The sequence below is a fragment of the Pelodictyon clathratiforme genome (assembly GCF_982375515.1).
In genome coordinates, this window is record NZ_OZ455102.1 from 1088376 (window position 1) to 1105754 (window position 17379).

Consider the following 17379-nt stretch of genomic DNA (forward strand, 5'->3'; position numbering starts at 1 on the left):
GTTTAATAGCATTGTTTACCTTGTGTTTTCCTGATGGCCACAGCTTGTTGCACAAAAAGGAGATATGGAACAACAGATACTGAACTACCGTATAGAGGGCAAGAGCCGGGTCTACCTTGGCGTTGATCCGGCGACGGGACAGAGAGTGGCCATCAAGGAGTTGCTGCCACATCTGCCCACTCTTGATGATCTGCTTGTGCGCTTCCGCCATGAGGTGCAGTTATTAACTGATCCATCGCAATATCAAGACATCAAACATCACTATTATTGGTGGGAACCAGCTCAAGGTGACAGGTAACTCATCATCTCAAGTTCCGCCGTGGTGGAAAACCCTTGACAAGCGGGTTATGGCTGAAGCGATCAGGTTGTATCCTCTTGTGGCTGATCAAGAAAATGCAACTGCCCGGAATATTTTTTATAAAAAAACCTATAAAAAATCCAACCCATGAAAATCATTAAAATTGGCCGTTCTTCCGAGAATGATATCGTTATCAGCCCTCGTGAAGGCGATGTCTCCAAAGTGCATGCGCTCCTCAAGATTGAAAGCGATGGTACCATCAGAATCAGCGATCTAAAATCGATGAATGGCACCTCTGTCAACGGAAAGCGCCTGCAAGGGGCAGAAGAGGTGGTTATCACTCCGGATGATGAGGTTCTGCTTGGGAGTCATTACCGGCTTGATGTGTGGAGCTATCTGAAAGGCGCACTCCCCGACAAGGAGCGTGGCCATCAGGAGGTCATGGGTGAAATCAGAAAAACGGTGAGCATCGGCAGAAATGCATCAAATACCATTGTTCTGCCTTATGCGGATGTTTCAGGAGAACATGCAGAGATTCTGCTTTACAAAAATGGGGAGATGTTGCTCAAAGACAAGCATTCGACCAACGGAACCACCGTCAATGGTTTGGCGGTCACCAGTAAAAAAATAGTGAGGGGCGATACCATCGTTATCGGTGACGGGCATCTGCTGAGCTGGGAAACCCATCTGTTTGACAATCCCGTCGTCCCGAAAAAAAAATCCATGCTACCGGCCATTGCTGCGACTGTTGTGCTCCTGCTCGCTGTCGGATTCTATTTTCTCAAAGAGAAGATCATGCCGGTTGGTGTGATGGAAAAGTACGGAAATTCAGTTGTCATCATATACAACGACTATGTGTACGAAGTTGATTTAGGCGAGGATAAAAAGATCTATATGACGAAAACCGATAAAGGGTTTGAACTCTATAATCCCTCACAAAATGAACCGATAACCATAACTGGCAGTGGCTTTTTTATCTCTGCGGATGGTAAGATCATGACAAACCGTCATGTTGCCCTTCCCTGGGCTTATGACGACAACACCAAAGCGGTCAAAGCCTTTGTCGACAATGAAATTGTTAAAGAGATTGCGCGTCTTGAACAGGATAAATCCAACGCACTCATCGGAAATTTGGTTGGAGCACAAATCAACGTGCTGCCCGTAATCACGACCCTGCATGATTTGAATAAGGTCAATGTCGTCGTTTCCGGCAAATCACTCTATCTTGGAATCGGGCTTAATGACACCTATATCAATTCAAAAAGTGACTTGATTGGTTGTCTCTACCTGCGGGATTCGGGAGATAAAAAGCTTGATGTAGCGATGATTCAGGTCAAGAACAAGTCATTGCCGGGGAAGGTGAAGGAGTATGTTCATCTTGATGATGCTGTTACCGATAAAAAGTTGTTGAAACCGGGCATGAAGCTGATGATGATTGGCTACCCGGCCGGTTTTGCATTAGGACAGACTACTGATGGACTGAAAGTAAATTTTGAGGAGGGTTCGCTTTCACGCATTGCGGACGATATCAACTTTGGCCACAACCTCCCCACCATTCCAGGATCAAGTGGTTCGCCGATTTTCAATGAAAAAGGAGAGCTTGTTGGCGTCAACAATCAGCAGCTTGTCAATACACAGACCTTTAATATGGCAATTCTGGCAAAACATGCCCTCGACCTTAACAACTCAACAAAGTAATCCATTAGAGCCATGTCAACTATTACAAAATGTGTCAATGGTCATCAATATGATGCTGAAAAATTCAACGAATGTCCCTACTGTCCGAAAACATCACTGTTAAATGATCCAACATTAATTAATAAAACTGCAAATATCATGCACAAAACCGTTGTTATCGACAAAACTGTATCTTCCGGCCCGGAGAAAACCAGGGTTTCCTCCAGTCAGGGAGCAATACATGATACCTTTGTGACCACAGGCAATACAGCAGGAGCTCAGCAAGGAACAAAAATACTGGGTGTGACAGACGCTGCAGATGAGCGAAAAATTGTAGGTTATCTGGTCACTTATGACCTTGAAAAAAGGGGAAAATCGTTTGAACTTCTTGAAGGAAGAAACCTGGTTGGCTCCGACAGGAGTTGTGATATTGTCATAGAAAACCTCCCTGGTATTTCAGGAAAGCATTTGACAATATTATACAGAAAAAATCGTTTTTTATTCAAGGATGAACTCTCAACCAATGGGACATACATTGATGGAGAGATGCAAAGTGAAGGGTATCTCGACAAAGAGTGTGTTATAACCATCGGTGGCGTCAGAATGTATTTTATCATGGTTCCGTTTCATCTGCCTCTCCAGTGATGTTGTGCAAGATTGCCACCTTTTTGTAATGTCAAGATAGATAACAATACTATGAATACAAGTGTCAAGCATTATGAAATAGCAAACGCGACCGATGTTGGCAAGGTGCGGCGTGTGAACGAAGACTATTATGGCACAAGAGAGACGCTGAATGGTGAAGTGGTTGTTGTCTGTGATGGTATGGGCGGTCATGCCGGTGGTGAAATAGCCTCAAGACTGGCCGTTGAGTCAATAATAGCAAGCTTGAATGGCAAGTTTTCTGCCAATCCGCTCAACGCCCTTAATGAGGCGCTGCTCTCCGCCAACAAGGCCATTCTTGACTATGCACACCAGCATCCAGGGTTCAAGGGGATGGGCTCGACCTGTGTTGTGCTGCTTCTGAGAGATAATTGCGGTTATTATGCGCATGTCGGTGATAGCAGAATCTATATCTACACCAAAAATGGCCTCCACCAACTCACCAAAGACCATTCGTTTGTCCAATCGCTGCTTGACGCAGGAGCCATAAGTCAGCAAGATGCCGAGAACCATCCAAGAAAAAATGAAATTACCAATGCTCTCGGGCTTGAACGGATGCAGCCTCCATCGCTTTGCCAGAAGCCCTGTAATCCGCGAAAGGGTGATATCATGCTTCTTTGCACTGACGGCCTGACCGGCATGGTCAGTGATGATCAGATTCAGGAGCTGTTAGGTTCGGAGATGGCCTTGTATGACAAAGCCAAAGAGCTTGTTGCTCTGGCCAATCGTGCTGGCGGCATCGACAATGTTACGCTTCAGCTCGTACAGTTCAGCGGAAGTGGCCCTGCCAGCAGCAGGGCGGGCGAGACGGTCAAAGTCAACAAGAGAGTGCTGCAGGCGGCGGGAGTTGCCCTGTTGCTCCTCTGTTTGCTTGGCACAATTGCCATTATGGCTTCAGGCGCTGCATCAAGGGGTGGCATTGGTACCATTATCGCAGCACTGTTTCCGAATGAACAGGTTGCAGCTCCACCAATAACAGTACCGGGCATAAATACAGCGCCACCTCCGTCGAGTCAAAACAATGGATCGGCGAGTGATTCGCTACTGCAGGCGAGAATTAAAACGGTTGAAGGCGAGCCGGATGCTGCAAGAGCTGAAGTTCAACGTGCGCAACAACAAGAGCTGGCTGCGAAAACTGTTGCAGAGCTCTCAAAAGAAAAAAGTGTTAAGGATGCTGCGCTCCTGAAGGAGAGGCAAGAGCTTGATGCCCGTCAAACTGCAGAAGCAAAACCGGCGCCTGTGTCAGGAGAGGAAACTGTGATGAAGATTGGCCAGGAGCATGGCGGAGGGATCATTTTTTATGTTGATGCAACCGGCAAGCACGGCTTGATTGCTTCCAAATCGGATCTGCCGGGCAACTCTGCGGCTACTGATGAAAAATTGAAAGGGTTGTATTTTTGGTCTGACGCAAAAATTGCGTGTTCTGCTTTTGCGATTGGCGATTATAGCAACTGGCGCATGCCGAACAGGGATGAGCTGAAGAAACTCCAGCTCGCGAAAAGCATGGTGGGGGGGTTTACCAGGAGCGGTTACTGGAGCTCTTCGGCAAAGGATGGAGGGAGCGCATGGATCCGGGACTTCGGCAGTGGAAAGGAGGGCAATGGCAAGAAGAGCACTGCCTATCGGGTTCGGCCAATCCTGTCGTTTTAAGATGGTGGGAGTGGGTGGCCTGATGCATCTTGCCGAGTGAGGATTATGCGCAGGCCCTCCCTGAGGTTCCATGGAGAGACTCTGAACCACCAGGTATCAAAAAAAAATAAAAGCATGAAATTATTAACAAGATATCATCAGACCCATGAAAAAAATTACCGTTGGCAGAGATTCGGGATGCGATATCGTAATTTCGGATCCTGATTATGTTGTCAGCAGGGTACATGCCGAAATAATTCCATTTTGCAATCAAGATAATCATAATGTATTTTCTGTTTGTGCCAATTATTGCTCATAATTTGACAACAAACAGGAGGATACTGAATATGGCTCGACCAGCAGTAATCACGGACGAAATGGAATGCTTGGCTAAAAAGATTGTAAAAGAAGCACATACCGCTCGAGAACTGAGAGCTGGCTTGAGTATTCTTATCCCTAAAACTTGTGATATCACCTACTCTGAAACGGCAGAACTTCTTGGTATTAGTGTACCCACTGTAGTGCGCATCCATCGAGATATTAGCAATCAAGCTGCTGGAAATGCGACTCCTAAGGGTAGCTGGGGAGGAAGAAGGAGGCAAACGCTTAGTATAGATGAGGAGGCCCAATTTCTTGCTGAATGGGTAGAGAATGCAGAACAAGGTGGCGTCCTGATTGTTCCACCAATTCATGCAGCACTGGAACGACGACTGGGAAGAGCAGTTGCACTGTCTACAGTTTACAGAATGTTGGCACGTCATGGTTGGCGTAAGGTAGAACCAGATACGTGTCATCCAAAACAAAATATCGAGGCACAGGAAGAATTTAAAAAAAACTCCCAGAGACACTGGTACAAGCCGCCAAGCAAAATGTACTAAATCTGCCTTTGCGCTTGATGTTTCAGGATGAGGCTCGGTTCGGAAGGATAAGTGATCCTCGAAAATGCTGGGCTCCAGCGCCTCTTCGTCCTATCGTAAAGTTAGCTCTTGTAAGAGAGTATGTCTATGCATACGCAGCAGTATCTCCGCAAGATGGTGTGATTGATTGGATGTTGGGCGGCAAAATGGACACAGTGAGTATGGGCGCATTTCTCAGGCAGGTCTCTCATAAACATCCTGAAGAGTTTGTCATGATGGTTGTGGATGGAGCGCCTTCTCATCGTGCAGAGCATTTAAGGGTTCCAAAGAACATGGTACTTGTAAAGCTTCCACCGTATTCACCGGAATTAAATCCTGTTGAGCACCTTTGGGATGAATTGCGAGAGAAGGAATTTGCTAATCGGGTATTTGAGACACTTGGAGCTGTTATCGCACAAGCAGCGAGAGGACTGAAAAAAATGGAAGAACATCCTGACGGACTTCGGTCTTTAACTGGTTGGGATTGGATATTAAAATCAATTTGATTGCAATTTGGAATAACATTGTCTGGAGCAACCTGGTTCTACAAGGATATGAGCACCAATGGCACTGTCATTAATGGCCGGAGAGTTCATAATGAAGAGATATCGATAGAACATGGCACTTCGGTTCTTTTTGCCGGAAAAATACCGCTCGTATGGGAAAGCGTTGATGCGATTTTGCTCCCTCCTGCTGCAACCAGCATATCAACCACTCGTTCTTCAGCAAAGGGCCCATCGAATGCGTATCTCCAGTCCATCGATTTTAAAGAGATGCTCTTTTCTTTTAAAGGGCGAATCAACAGGTCTACCTTTTGGACCTATACTCTGGCCATGGCTGTTGTTCAATTTATAGTCTACGGTTTTTATTTCATGATCATGAAAGTTGCCTCTTCTGATTTCACGTCGTTTACTGTAGTTACCTCTTTGCTTGTTCTTCTCGCACTCTTGTTTGTTTGGCCTGGGCTTGCCTTGTCAGTAAAAAGATGCCATGATCGCAACAAGTCAGGTTGGTTTCATCTTGTCTCTTTGGTGCCCTTATTGGGAATATGGTACATCGTGGAAATATTTTTTCTGAAAGGGAGTGATGGATATAACCAATATGGTGAGGAACCTGTATATAATCCAGCTTTGACGCAATACACCGTAATTGCCGCTGTATTATCTCTCCTTTCATATCTGTATTGTATGTGGCAATATCTTGACTATTGTGCGCTGTAGCCAAGCATTATAAGAGATGAGGGAAGTCCCCTCGCATTCGGCTTGCAGGAGCAGGGTGCAAACCACCGTAAGCGGCATTAGTCAAAAGCCCTTGTCGTGAGCGTTACGGAAAAGGCATCGTAAAGATGTCAGGTGTGAGCCAAGGAAGACGAGTACAAACAAACTGCCGTGAACGTGTCGAAAAGATTAAGATGACATCAAAACTGAAGGGAGTAGTTAATTCAGGAAAAGTTTGGCGGAAACCTGTTTACTGGCCAAGCGGTGTCCGGCATAAAGGCAGCGTGATCCTGGTTCGGGCTCTTGTATTGAACTACAGGAACCTTCGTTGGCGATGCAAAGGGAAAGGCGCAAGTGTAAAAAGCGAGGCCGATAATACCAATGCGCCATCAAGGGACGGAGCGACTCGTACGAGCAATGAAAGCCTTGTAATGAGGCTGGAGCAAAGGGGTCGCGTCATCTGGTCATACAGTCATGTCAACTGTGCAAACAGAAGGAGCTTTTCGGTATGACAAAGCCATATGAAATTTCCAAAGAACTTGTCTTGAAAGCGTATCAACAAGTGAAATCTAATGGAGGTGCAGCCGGTGTAGACCGAGAATCGTTACAGGCATTTGAAACAAAACTGAAAGACAACCTGTACAAGGTATGGAACAGGCTCAGTTCCGGCAGTTATTTTCCGCCGCCGGTAAGGGGTGTGGGCATTCCGAAGAAATCTGGAGGAGTGCGTATGCTTGGTGTTCCAACCGTGGCGGACAGGGTAGCTCAAAGCGTTGTAAAAATGGTGCTTGAGCCCATATTGGAACCAGTTTTTCATGAAGATTCGTATGGTTATCGTCCGGGGCGTTCAGCTCATGACGCTATAGCTGTAGTGAGGAAGAGAAATTGGGAATATGATTGGGTTGTAGAATTCGACATCAAGGGGCTGTTTGATAACATCGATCATGAGTTGTTAATGCGCGCTCTTCGGAAACATTGCCAAACTCCTTGGGTTTTTCTTTACGTAGAGCGGTGGCTAAAGGCACCGATGGAGACCCCGGAAGGTGAGCTGATAGAACGGACAAAAGGAACGCCCCAAGGGGGAGTGGTGAGTCCACTGTTGGCGAACCTGTTTCTGCACTATGCGTTTGACCGGTGGGTGAGCGAAAATCTACCCGGTGTGCCGTTTTGTCGGTACTCCGATGATGGCGTTCTTCACTGTAAAAGCAAGATACAGGCAGAGCTGGTAAAGCGAAAGATTGGTGAGCGTTTTCGTGAGTGCGGATTAGAGTTACACCCTGATAAGACGCAAATAGTGTATTGCAGGGATAGCAATCGCAAGGACGAGCATCCAGTAAATCAGTTTACATTTCTTGGTTTTACCTTCTGTTCACGGGAAGCCAAGAAGAAAGATGGAACTTACTTTATTGGGTTTCTGCCGGGAGTAAGCCGGGATGCACTGCGACACATGCGGCAGACGATCAGAAGGTGGAAGCTACAGCTCAAAAACAGCTTGGAACTTGCGGATTTATCAGCACAGTTCAACCCGATACTGAGGGGATGGAAGAACTACTACACGCGATTTTACGGTTCAGCAATGGCTCCGGTTTGGCAACACATGAACTATTACTTGGCACACTGGATGATGAGAAAGTACAAGCAATTGAGTGGGCACAAAACCAGAGCAAGCAGAAAACTGCGACTTCTGGCGGAAGAGAATCCAAACTTATTTGCGCATTGGAAAGCGGGGTATACCTCGATGGCTAGATGATGGGAGCCGGATGAGCGGGGACGTTCCTGTCCGGATCTGCGAGGGGCTGGAGGTGAAATTCCTCCGGTCTACTCACCTACAGAATATGGTTCCACGTTTATCCTTGTAGAATTACTTCTCAATTTTATCATATACCCCGCAGGGTACTTAACCTATGGAACAACAGATACTCAATTATCAGATAGAGCGTCTCCTTGGAGAGGGTGGGATGAGCCGGGTCTATCTTGGCATCCATCCGGTGACGGGCCAGAAAGTGGCAATCAAGGAACTGCTCGAGCATTTGGCCAATCATGATGATCTGCGTCAGCGGTTTCGCCAGGAGGCGCAATTTATGGCAAAATTGAATCATCAGCATATTGTTCGTTTGATCCGCTATGAGGAGATAGGAAACCGTCTCTTTCTTGTGCAGGAATATGTTGCAGGGGTAACTCTTGAGGAGTACATAACAAATCAAAGAGGGCTGATTCCGGAACAGGAAGCGATAGGGCTTTTTTGCCAGTTACTCGATGCATTTGCCTATGCGCATGATAATGATGTGATTCACAGGGATATCAAGCCATCAAATATTCTTATTACAAAAAGCAATCAAGTCAAGGTTGTCGATTTTGGCATTGCGAGGATAGCCGGTGGAAGCAGTGGTACCCTGCGCACCAGGACGGGTGTTCGGATGGGGACCGTAGCCTATATGAGTCCTGAGCAGGTGAATGGGCGCGAGGTTGATGATCGAACGGATATCTACTCTCTTGGAGTGCTGTTGTATCAGATGCTTACCGGGAAAGCGCCGTACAATATGGATGTGGAATCGGAATTTGAGGTACAGGTCAAGATTGTCAGGGAGCCGTTGCCGAGGATGAAAAGTACATATGAGTTTGTGTCGGACAGGATGCAGGCAATAGTGGATAAAGCAACGGCAAAAGAGAGGGAGGATCGGTACCGGAACTGCCATGATTTTATGCAGGCGATGAAGGTGTCTGTACCGCCACCGCCACCACCGCAGCCACCATCGCCATCATCGCCGCCACCGGCACAGCAGCCACCACCGCCACAGCAGCCACCACCACCGCTGCCGCCGCCACAGCCATCTTCAGTGAATCTGAAAGCCGTGGTAATAGCTGTGATTGTGGCGCTTGTTCTTGTTGTGTTGGGGGTGATGAGCAGCAGTAAAAAGGAGGCGCCGGCAGAGGCAGCCGTTTCCGAATATCCGGCAGGGGTAGCTGCCGCGCCCGCTGCTCCTGCCGTCGAATATCCGGTAGAAGCTTCCGCTCCAACGGTTTTGCATGAAATTGGCAAGCCATATGAAGGCGGCATTATTTTTTATGTTGATGAGAGTGGCCAGCATGGACTGATTGCAGCCACATCGGATATTGCGGGTCACTCTGAAGGGCATGATGAAGGTTTTTTTTCCTGGGATGACGCTGCCAGCAAATGTGATCTGCTGGTAATGAATGGTTATAGCGACTGGGTTTTACCAGATAAAGAAAAATTGAACCAGTTGTATCTTCAAAAAAGTGCGGTTGGCGGTTTTGCGGTTGGCGACGGTGATGCCTACTGGAGTTCGTCGGAGTATAGCACGGGTGATGCGTGGGGCCAGGAATTCAACGGTGGAGTCCAGGAACAGGGAAGCAAGGCTTTCAGCGGTCGAGTTCGGGCTGTACGCTATTTTTAATCAGTTGACCACTTCTTCATGATCTTTCAGGTGTAACCATGGAACAACAGATACTCAAATACCGCATCGAGCGTGAACTTGGCCAGGGCGGGATGAGCCGGGTCTACCTTGGTGTCGATCCGGTGACTGGTCAGCGAGTGGCCATTAAGGCGTTATTGCCGCATCTTGCCGGTGATCCCTATGTGCGATCACTTTTTGAACGTGAGGCCAAAGCGTTGGCAAAACTGGATCATCCCGGTATTGTCAGTTTGATTGACTACCACCCCGATAAACTCTTGCTGGTACAGCAGTATATCGATGGAATGGATCTGGAGGAGTACATCACCCACCACCGCGGTCCCATTCCGGAAGAGGAGAGCAAGGAGCTTTTCTGCAAATTGCTTGAAGCCTTTGCCTATGTGCACCGTAGCGGCGTTATCCATCGTGACATCAAGCCCGCCAACATCCTCATGACCAGGGGGAACCAGGTCAAGGTTGTGGACTTTGGGATAGCCAAAGACACCAACATTGCCCGCGAAACGGCCACAGGCCTCAGCCCCGGAACCGTGGCCTACATGAGCCCGGAGCAGATCAAAAGCAAGCAGGGGGAGCCGCTCGACCATCGTACCGATATCTACTCCCTTGGCGTGGTGCTCCATCAGATGCTCACCGGCAAAGCGCCCTACAATACAGCAACGGAGGAGGATTTTGAAATTCAATCCAAAATAGTCAAAGAGCCGCTGCCGAGGATGAAGGGCATCTACGAATATGTCTCAAAGGAGATGCAGGCCATTGTCGACAAGGCAACAGCGAAAGATCGCAACCAGCGTTACCAGAGCTGCGAAGAATTTCTGCGAGCCATCAGGGCGCTCAGGCCACAGCGACCACCAAAACCCGACTGGCGGGAGTGGCTGCGCGACAAACGGGTTATGGCTGGAGCAGTACTGTTGTTGCTGTTTTTCGTGGGGCTCTTCGCATTCAGTAGTGCGCCAAAGCCTCCGGAAGTGCCTGTTGAGGAGCCAGTTGCCGCTTTTCCTGTGCCACCGGTCGTTGTTGTTGTCGATTCAGCCGCCATAAAAAGGGAGATGGCCCGGCAAGCCGCAGAAGGTCGGATAGCAAAGCGCCGGGAAAAGGCGCGTCAGGCAGAGCTTGCGGGGCTCCGGCGTGAGAAAGACTCGCTTTCAGCGCTTCTGCTCTCCAAAAGAAACCCTGTAAGGGTAAACCGTGCATCTCTGACGGTCAAAAGAAAAGCAGTCGCCCCTCCGGTACCTGTTCCTGTTCCGGCAAAGCCCTCCAGAATTGACGTACAAACGTTTTAACCATTGAATCCTTTAACCACTTTTTTGTGGGTCAAAAAATGAAACCAAAACGAATCTGTTCTCCTGTTTCAGCCCTTCTTGTTGCGGCGGTTATTTTTTTCGGCGGAGCATTGCCAGCGAAAGCAATGGAGTTTGTGCTGATCCCTGGCGGCACGTTTACGATGGGGAGCCCGGCAGGTGAGGTTGGCCATCAAAACAATGAAACTCAACATCAGGTAAAAGTGAGTGACTTTTACATCGCCGAATATGAAGTAACGGTTGCCGAGTTCAGGAAATTTGTGGCAGCAAAAGGGTACCAGTGGAACGAAGGTACCCAGGGTGAAGCAAACGATCCTGTGGTTAATGTGAGCTGGAACGATGCTGTGGCCTACTGCAAAGCGCTCTCGGCAAAAACGGGTAAGAGGTGTCGTTTGCCCACCGAAGCAGAGTGGGAGTATGCCTGCCGTGCGGGCAGCAGAACTCCCTTCAATACAGGACAAAACCTGACGACCGGTCAGGCCAACTATAACGGCAATTATCCCTACAATGGCAATCCGAAAGGTGTGTACCGTCAGAAAATTGTTCCGGTAAACACTTTTGCACCTAATCGATGGGGGCTGTATAATATGCATGGTAATGTCTGGGAGTGGTGCAGTGATTGGTACAGTGAAACCTATTATGACGAATGTAAAGCGCAAGGTGTTGTTACCAATCCCACCGGGCCATCAACGCGTTCGCGCCGTGTAATTCGTGGCGGGGGCTGGAGCGACGATGCCGAGTACTGTCGGTCGGCGTATCGGAGCGACAACACCCCCGACTACCGGAGCAACGGCGTGGGCTTCCGCCCGGTTTTCGTCCCGTAGTCAGTTGGCAGCTCATTCCGACTTTGTTTTTTGAGCGAGAGGGCAGTACCAACATTTTGGTGAGCGGTGGTGAGGGACGAACCGCCGCACGCCAAAATGTTCCGGTCACAACCGACTACAGAAACGTCCACCGCAGGTGGACCGCCGATTTTTTTTTGAAAGTGCTGATCTCTTGCAGGGTTATCAAACCGGTTTATCGCGTTCTGCTCATGCCGATAAAACTTTTTGCCCTGCCCGTTGGAATTGCTTTTGATCGCGATTGTTTTGTACACAAAGCGCGAAAAGCGTTGATGATTTTTTCAAAGAACACTGAGTGGCGGGGGCGGCCTTTCCAGGCTTTTACCCGGTGATCAATCCAACCCTTTGCCGGTGAGGAGTGGGGGCTTGCTTCCGGTCACATTTTTTCGCAAGATACACATAAAGCGTGAAAACGGCGAAGCGTAAATAATGAAATCACATGTATTAACAATGTGTATTGGTTGGAAATAACATGCTTTTTCCGCATCTTTTTTTTGAATTATTTTTATCGATTTTATATATCCCGAGGTTCGTGGATCGAGTTGGTCTGTTCCGGCATTTCGGGCAGTGGCCGGGAGTGACAAGGTAACGACTGCCCCAATTTAACTGAAATAAGGAGGGTAATTACATGGCAACAGTGGCAAGCTACAGTATTCTCTTTTATGGTAGCCCGGAAGGTTACCAGACGAATCGCGCTCAGATTCAGTTGAGTGATGCGGCCGGGGCGACCCTGGCCTGGGTTCGATTCAATGATCCCGGTATGGTATTTGAAGCCGATGCGAATGATGGCGGTATCATCAAGATGCATCTTCCTTCAACAATGTTTCAAAGTGTTCTTGATGTGCTCCGTAATGAGAAACCCATAAACGTTTACTTTGCACAAGGACGCGGTTTTTTGGGAACATCGCTTGAACCTGTGGGTGAGGGTGAGTAGAAACTGATTTTCGCAAGCCATACATCAGGAATATTTATGGCGATCATCGATCTCAACATGGGGCGGTGTTATTTTTTATCACGCATCTGCCAAAGAGGCTATTGAGCTTGATGTTCCTGCCATGAATTTCCTGATGGTGGATGGTGAGGGCAATTCTGATAAATCATCCGCCAGCCGATGGAGAGATGAGCGTTGTTCTGCCCACCAATTCCCTGTCGCACACACCTCTTCGATAACCACCTCTTTGGCACTCTTGTTATTTTGTTGCAAAACATAAGAAAAAGCCTTATAATGGATAAAATTAATCCGGTTTATAGTTTTTTTCTTGTAACCTTAAATAAAAAAAGGAAATATCATGAGTGTGCTCGTTGGCCGCAAGGCTCCTGATTTTGATGTTGCAGCCGTTGTCAATGGTTCGCAGTTTGTTGATTCGTGCAAGCTTTCTGATTACAAGGGCAAGTATGTGGTGCTCTTCTTTTATCCACTTGATTTTACCTTTGTCTGTCCGACAGAGCTGCACGCCTTTCAGGAGAAGCTTCAGGAGTTCCGTGACAGGAATGTTGAGCTGATCGGCTGTTCGGTTGATTCCAAGTTTTCTCATTATGCATGGATTCGTACCCCGAGAAGTCAGGGTGGTATCGAGGGAGTGACCTATACGCTGCTTTCTGATCTGAACAAAACGGTTTCAGCCGATTATGATGTGCTGCTTGAAGGCGCGGGAATTGCGCTTAGGGGCCTTTTCCTGATCGACAAGGAGGGTGTTGTACAGCACCAGGTGGTCAACAATCTTCCTCTTGGACGCAATGTGGATGAAGTGCTCAGGCTTGTTGATGCGCTTCAGTTTACCGAAGAGTTCGGTGAGGTCTGTCCGGCCAACTGGAATAAAGGTGATAAATCGATGAAACCAGACGAAGAGGGATTGAAGGAATTTTTCAAAGAGACCTGATCACTGTTTTCATGAAGCTGATATCAGGGCTGTTTCTTTGGAGTCCGAAGTTATGGTATGACAGGGTGTTTATTGAGTAAAGAGTGTTTTTTTGTTGTTGATTGACAGCTTGAAAGTAAGCTGGTTCCCCTGTTTTTTTTTAAAGGACAGGGGAACCGTTTTACTCAGTATGCTTTTGCGAAGACAACTTTTCGTGCGGCAGGTTTTCCTGAGTAGATACAGGTGCCGGGTTCATCGATGCGGTATTGCGCAATATAGTCGGCCTCTTCGGGAAGTACCCTGATGGTGGCTTTGGTCTCAGCCTTGATTTTTGCTTCAGTTTCTGCCGTGCCGTCCCAGTGGGCGATGACAAATCCCTTTTCAACAGCCACCTTGAACTCTTCATAGCTCTGCACTTCGAAGGTGTGCTCGGTGCGGAACTGGAGTGCACGCTCGAACATGCTTTCCTGGATGGTGTTCAGAATTTCGCTGATTTGATCTGGCAGAGTTTCGTCGAGCGCCAGTTCGGTTTTTTCGAGTGTGTCGCGTCGTGCGGCGATGCAGATACCCTTCTCGATATCGCGTGGCCCGAGTTCGATACGGATTGGAATGCCCTGCAGCTCATATTCAGCAAATTTCCATCCGGGGGAGTTCTGTTCACTGCTGTCAACAAAGGAGGGAATACCGTTTTTGTTGAGTTCTTGAGCAAGGGCATTGGCCCGTTCAATGACGGCGGCCTTGTCGCCCCTGAGAATGGGGATGATAACCACCTGGCGTGTGGCAAGTTTCGGTGGGAGCACCAGGCCGCGATCATCCGAGTGGGCCATGATCAGGGCGCCAATCAATCGTGTCGAAACACCCCAGCTTGTTGCCCAGACATAGTCAAGCACCCCATCTTTGGTCTGGAACTGGCAGTCGAAGGCTTTTGCAAAATTCTGTCCGAGGTTGTGGGATGTTCCAGCCTGGAGCGCCTTACTGTCCTGCATCATCGCTTCAATGCACCAGGTATCAACCGCACCGGCAAATTTTTCGTTGTCGGTTTTCTTGCCCATGATGACCGGCATGGCCATATACTCTTCAGCAAAGGTTTTGTAGACGTTGATCATGCGGAGCACCTCTTCCTGCGACTCTTCAGGGTTTGCATGGGCGGTATGGCCCTCCTGCCAGAGAAACTCGGTGGTTCTGAGGAAAAGGCGGGTTCTCATCTCCCAGCGCACAACGTTGGCCCACTGGTTGATCAGAATCGGCAGGTCGCGGTAAGACTGAATCCACTTTTTATAGGATGACCAGATGATGGTCTCCGATGTCGGGCGGATATAGAGCTTTTCTGCCAGCTCCTCACCCCCGCCGTGGGTGACAACGGCGCATTCAGGGGCAAACCCTTCAATATGTTCAGCCTCTTTTGCAATGAAGCTCTCAGGAATAAAGAGCGGGAAGTAGGCATTGACATGGCCCGTCTCCTTGAACATTCTGTCGAGGGCGGCCTGCATTTTTTCCCAGATGGCGTAGCCATTTGGCCGTATGACCATGCATCCCCTGACATCGGCATAATCGGCCAGTTTTGCCGAGCGCACAAGGTCAATATACCACTGGGAATAGTCTTCGCTTCTTGAAGTTATCTTGTCTGCCACTTTGTTGGTTCAATGATTGTTATAAAAAAAAGATAGTGTCAAAAAATATACAATCTGCTAATCAAATTTTTTCATCTTTTCCATAAGGTTTTTCAGATGTGCTTTCTCCTGCGCTCCGAGAGGCTTCTGGTTGTCGGCAACTTTCTGATATCCTGCCGGTACAGCGAATTGGGAAGCAGGGAGCTCTTTTGGCCAGATTTGCACAAGTTCCATCATGTATTTTCCATTATCGTTATATTGCGTGATCTTGACGGGGAATCCCTCAATGCCTTCACTGTTGAGTTTTTTTGAAAGCTCTGTGTTGGAGAGACGGGGATTTTGTGACTGAAGGATTCTGAAGGTCGAAAAATCACCCAGGTCGCGCGTCATCCAGAGTTCCAGTTTTTCGGTGGTGCTGGTCAGGATGATGTGTTCACAGGAATAGCCTTTTATGGATTGTTTTCCGAGCCTGGTGAGGGTATAGTTACTGTCGAAATCGAGCAGCATAGCATTTTCGGCGGCGGTTTTCAGGTTGACGAGGCTATATTTTTTTGCCTGGTGATTGATGATCCAAGCCTGGTCTGGCTGGGAGGCTTTGGTAATCACGGTTGTTTTGAGCTGCTCTGGTATTTTGTTCATCTGCATGGCCATGTCCATGCGTTGTGCTGATTTCCCGAATGAGTAGGTGACTTTGGCGGAACCGTTCGGCATGGTAAGCGCCATCTCCATGATTCCGGTAAATTTTGATGCTGCGGCGGCGGGTGTGCCTTGGGCGGCAAAAAGCACTATGAGGAGTGCAATAAAAATTGTTTTCATCGTGTTGCAGATTTGTTAGAGTCGTTTGTGCTGTTTTGTCATGCATGGTATCGCTTCTTATGATGCTCTGCAATGTACTCTTTGTAATGGCCAGGTGAGATGATTTTTTTAAAGAGTGATCGGGATGGTGTACCTTTATGACTTTTACGGTTCTTTTTCCGGGTTGAGGGCTTTGTGAATGTTTGGTTTAACATGGGTGTGATGGAAGAGGTGAAAGAGTGGGAGGTTGTTGAACTGCTCAAGACAACAACGGCGTTTTTTGTGACAAAAAAGGTTGATGAGCCACGTATCAGTGCGGAACTGCTTTTAGGGCATGTTCTTGGCAAAAGCCGCCTGGAACTTTATCTGCATCACAACAGGCCGGTCTATCAGGATGAGCTCGATCGCTTCAGGAGACTCTGTCGCCAGAGAATTGAAGGGCGTCCGGTGCAGTACCTTACCGGAGAGCAGTATTTTTATGGGTTGCAGTTTTTCGTTGATGAACGGGTACTCATTCCTCGTCCTGAAACTGAGCTGCTTGTTGAACAGGTGCTTGATGCTCTTGGTATGACGGGTCGCGGTGGCTCCCGAAAGGCGAAGATTCTTGATATTGGTACAGGAAGTGGCTGTATTGCTGTGACCCTTGCAAAGCTCTTTCCTGAATTGACGGTAAGCGCCATCGATTGCTCACTTGAGGCACTTGAGGTTGCCCGCATAAACGTTTTGAAGCATGGTGTGGAATCGCAGGTAAGCTGTATTCATGCGGATTTTTTTGATGAGTTTTTTGCGACCCGGTTACCCGAAACTTCGTATGATCTGATTGTTTCCAATCCACCCTATATTCCGGTATGCGAATGGGAGGGGCTTCAGCGGGAGGTAAAACAGTACGAACCGAAAATTGCACTGACCACGCCTCAAGGAGTAGAGTGTTATCATGCGATTGCAGCGCAGGCAGCGAAGCTCCTCGTTCCGGGAGGAAGACTCTGTTTTGAACTCCATGCCGATGCTGCAGCAGTGGTTTCGGAACTCCTCGAGGCGAATGGATTTGGTGGAATAACGGTTACAAAGGATTATTCAGGTCTTGACAGGATTCTTTCAGCAATTTCTGGCTGAAGGAGGGTTGTTGTGCTCTTTTTTTCATGAAAAGAGAGTTGCTGTACT

18 protein-coding genes are annotated in these 17379 nt (G+C 48.1%); 15 read left to right on the forward strand and 3 right to left on the reverse strand.

The window, feature by feature from the left end; genetic code table 11:
• The first annotated feature begins 64 nt into the window (after positions 1 to 64).
• The 13 genes from AC56AD_RS05305 (at position 65) to AC56AD_RS05365 (ending at position 12888) form a co-directional block, all read left to right on the forward strand.
• Positions 65 to 298 (forward strand): hypothetical protein, encoded by a 234-nt coding sequence (locus AC56AD_RS05305; RefSeq protein ID WP_012507843.1) that lies wholly within the window; start codon positions 65 to 67, stop codon positions 296 to 298.
• Between the two features lie 147 nt (positions 299 to 445).
• On the forward strand, positions 446 to 1996 hold the full coding sequence (locus AC56AD_RS05310; RefSeq protein ID WP_012507844.1) for an FHA domain-containing protein: 1551 nt from the start codon (positions 446 to 448) through the stop codon (positions 1994 to 1996).
• Between the two features lie 12 nt (positions 1997 to 2008).
• On the forward strand, positions 2009 to 2620 hold the full coding sequence (locus AC56AD_RS05315; RefSeq protein WP_012507845.1) for an FHA domain-containing protein: 612 nt from the start codon (positions 2009 to 2011) through the stop codon (positions 2618 to 2620).
• Between the two features lie 51 nt (positions 2621 to 2671).
• Entirely contained in the window at positions 2672 to 4288 is a 1617-nt protein-coding gene (locus AC56AD_RS05320; protein ID WP_012507846.1) for a Stp1/IreP family PP2C-type Ser/Thr phosphatase, read from the forward strand.
• 145 nt (positions 4289 to 4433) lie between these two features.
• Positions 4434 to 4586 carry an FHA domain-containing protein gene (locus tag AC56AD_RS05325; RefSeq protein ID WP_083765307.1) on the forward strand — a complete coding sequence of 51 codons (153 nt, stop codon included), beginning with the start codon at positions 4434 to 4436 and terminating at the stop codon, positions 4584 to 4586.
• Positions 4587 to 4614: 28 nt separating this feature from the next.
• Positions 4615 to 5145, forward strand: coding sequence for a winged helix-turn-helix domain-containing protein (locus AC56AD_RS05330; RefSeq protein ID WP_012507847.1), 531 nt, complete (start codon positions 4615 to 4617; stop codon positions 5143 to 5145).
• A gap of 17 nt (positions 5146 to 5162) precedes the next feature.
• Positions 5163 to 5669: a transposase gene (locus tag AC56AD_RS05335; RefSeq protein WP_012507411.1), complete on the forward strand. Its 507-nt coding sequence runs from the start codon at positions 5163 to 5165 to the stop codon at positions 5667 to 5669.
• Positions 5670 to 5687: 18 nt separating this feature from the next.
• On the forward strand, positions 5688 to 6383 hold the full coding sequence (locus AC56AD_RS05340) for a DUF805 domain-containing protein (protein WP_223294018.1): 696 nt from the start codon (positions 5688 to 5690) through the stop codon (positions 6381 to 6383).
• A gap of 505 nt (positions 6384 to 6888) precedes the next feature.
• Entirely contained in the window at positions 6889 to 8130 is a 1242-nt protein-coding gene (gene ltrA, locus AC56AD_RS05345; RefSeq protein WP_012507238.1) for a group II intron reverse transcriptase/maturase, read from the forward strand.
• 154 nt (positions 8131 to 8284) lie between these two features.
• Positions 8285 to 9796: a protein kinase domain-containing protein gene (locus AC56AD_RS05350; RefSeq protein WP_012507849.1), complete on the forward strand. Its 1512-nt coding sequence runs from the start codon at positions 8285 to 8287 to the stop codon at positions 9794 to 9796.
• Positions 9797 to 9834: 38 nt separating this feature from the next.
• On the forward strand, positions 9835 to 11094 hold the full coding sequence (locus AC56AD_RS05355) for a serine/threonine protein kinase (RefSeq protein WP_012507850.1): 1260 nt from the start codon (positions 9835 to 9837) through the stop codon (positions 11092 to 11094).
• Between the two features lie 38 nt (positions 11095 to 11132).
• Positions 11133 to 11936, forward strand: a complete 804-nt coding sequence (locus tag AC56AD_RS05360) for a formylglycine-generating enzyme family protein (RefSeq protein WP_012507851.1) — start codon at positions 11133 to 11135, stop codon at positions 11934 to 11936.
• 646 nt (positions 11937 to 12582) lie between these two features.
• Positions 12583 to 12888, forward strand: a complete 306-nt coding sequence (locus tag AC56AD_RS05365; protein ID WP_012507852.1) for a hypothetical protein — start codon at positions 12583 to 12585, stop codon at positions 12886 to 12888.
• 78 nt (positions 12889 to 12966) lie between these two features.
• Here the strand turns inward: AC56AD_RS05365 and AC56AD_RS05370 are convergent, their stop codons facing one another.
• Positions 12967 to 13158: a hypothetical protein gene (locus tag AC56AD_RS05370; RefSeq protein ID WP_150085602.1), complete on the reverse strand. Its 192-nt coding sequence runs from the start codon at positions 13156 to 13158 to the stop codon at positions 12967 to 12969.
• Positions 13159 to 13243: 85 nt separating this feature from the next.
• Here AC56AD_RS05370 and AC56AD_RS05375 point away from each other — a divergent pair, with 85 nt between their 5' ends.
• Positions 13244 to 13834, forward strand: a complete 591-nt coding sequence (locus AC56AD_RS05375; protein WP_012507853.1) for a peroxiredoxin — start codon at positions 13244 to 13246, stop codon at positions 13832 to 13834.
• A gap of 164 nt (positions 13835 to 13998) precedes the next feature.
• Here the strand turns inward: AC56AD_RS05375 and proS are convergent, their stop codons facing one another.
• Both proS and AC56AD_RS05385 read right to left on the reverse strand, forming a co-directional pair.
• Positions 13999 to 15444: a proline--tRNA ligase gene (proS, locus tag AC56AD_RS05380; RefSeq protein ID WP_273278621.1), complete on the reverse strand. Its 1446-nt coding sequence runs from the start codon at positions 15442 to 15444 to the stop codon at positions 13999 to 14001.
• A 57-nt stretch (positions 15445 to 15501) separates the two neighbouring features.
• Positions 15502 to 16239 (reverse strand): DUF4412 domain-containing protein, encoded by a 738-nt coding sequence (locus tag AC56AD_RS05385; RefSeq protein WP_012507855.1) that lies wholly within the window; start codon positions 16237 to 16239, stop codon positions 15502 to 15504.
• A 192-nt stretch (positions 16240 to 16431) separates the two neighbouring features.
• Here AC56AD_RS05385 and prmC point away from each other — a divergent pair, with 192 nt between their 5' ends.
• The gene (gene prmC, locus AC56AD_RS05390; protein ID WP_012507856.1) at positions 16432 to 17331 is read left to right on the forward strand and encodes a peptide chain release factor N(5)-glutamine methyltransferase; all 900 of its coding nucleotides are present in this window, start codon (positions 16432 to 16434) and stop codon (positions 17329 to 17331) included.
• Positions 17332 to 17379: the final 48 nt, after the last annotated feature.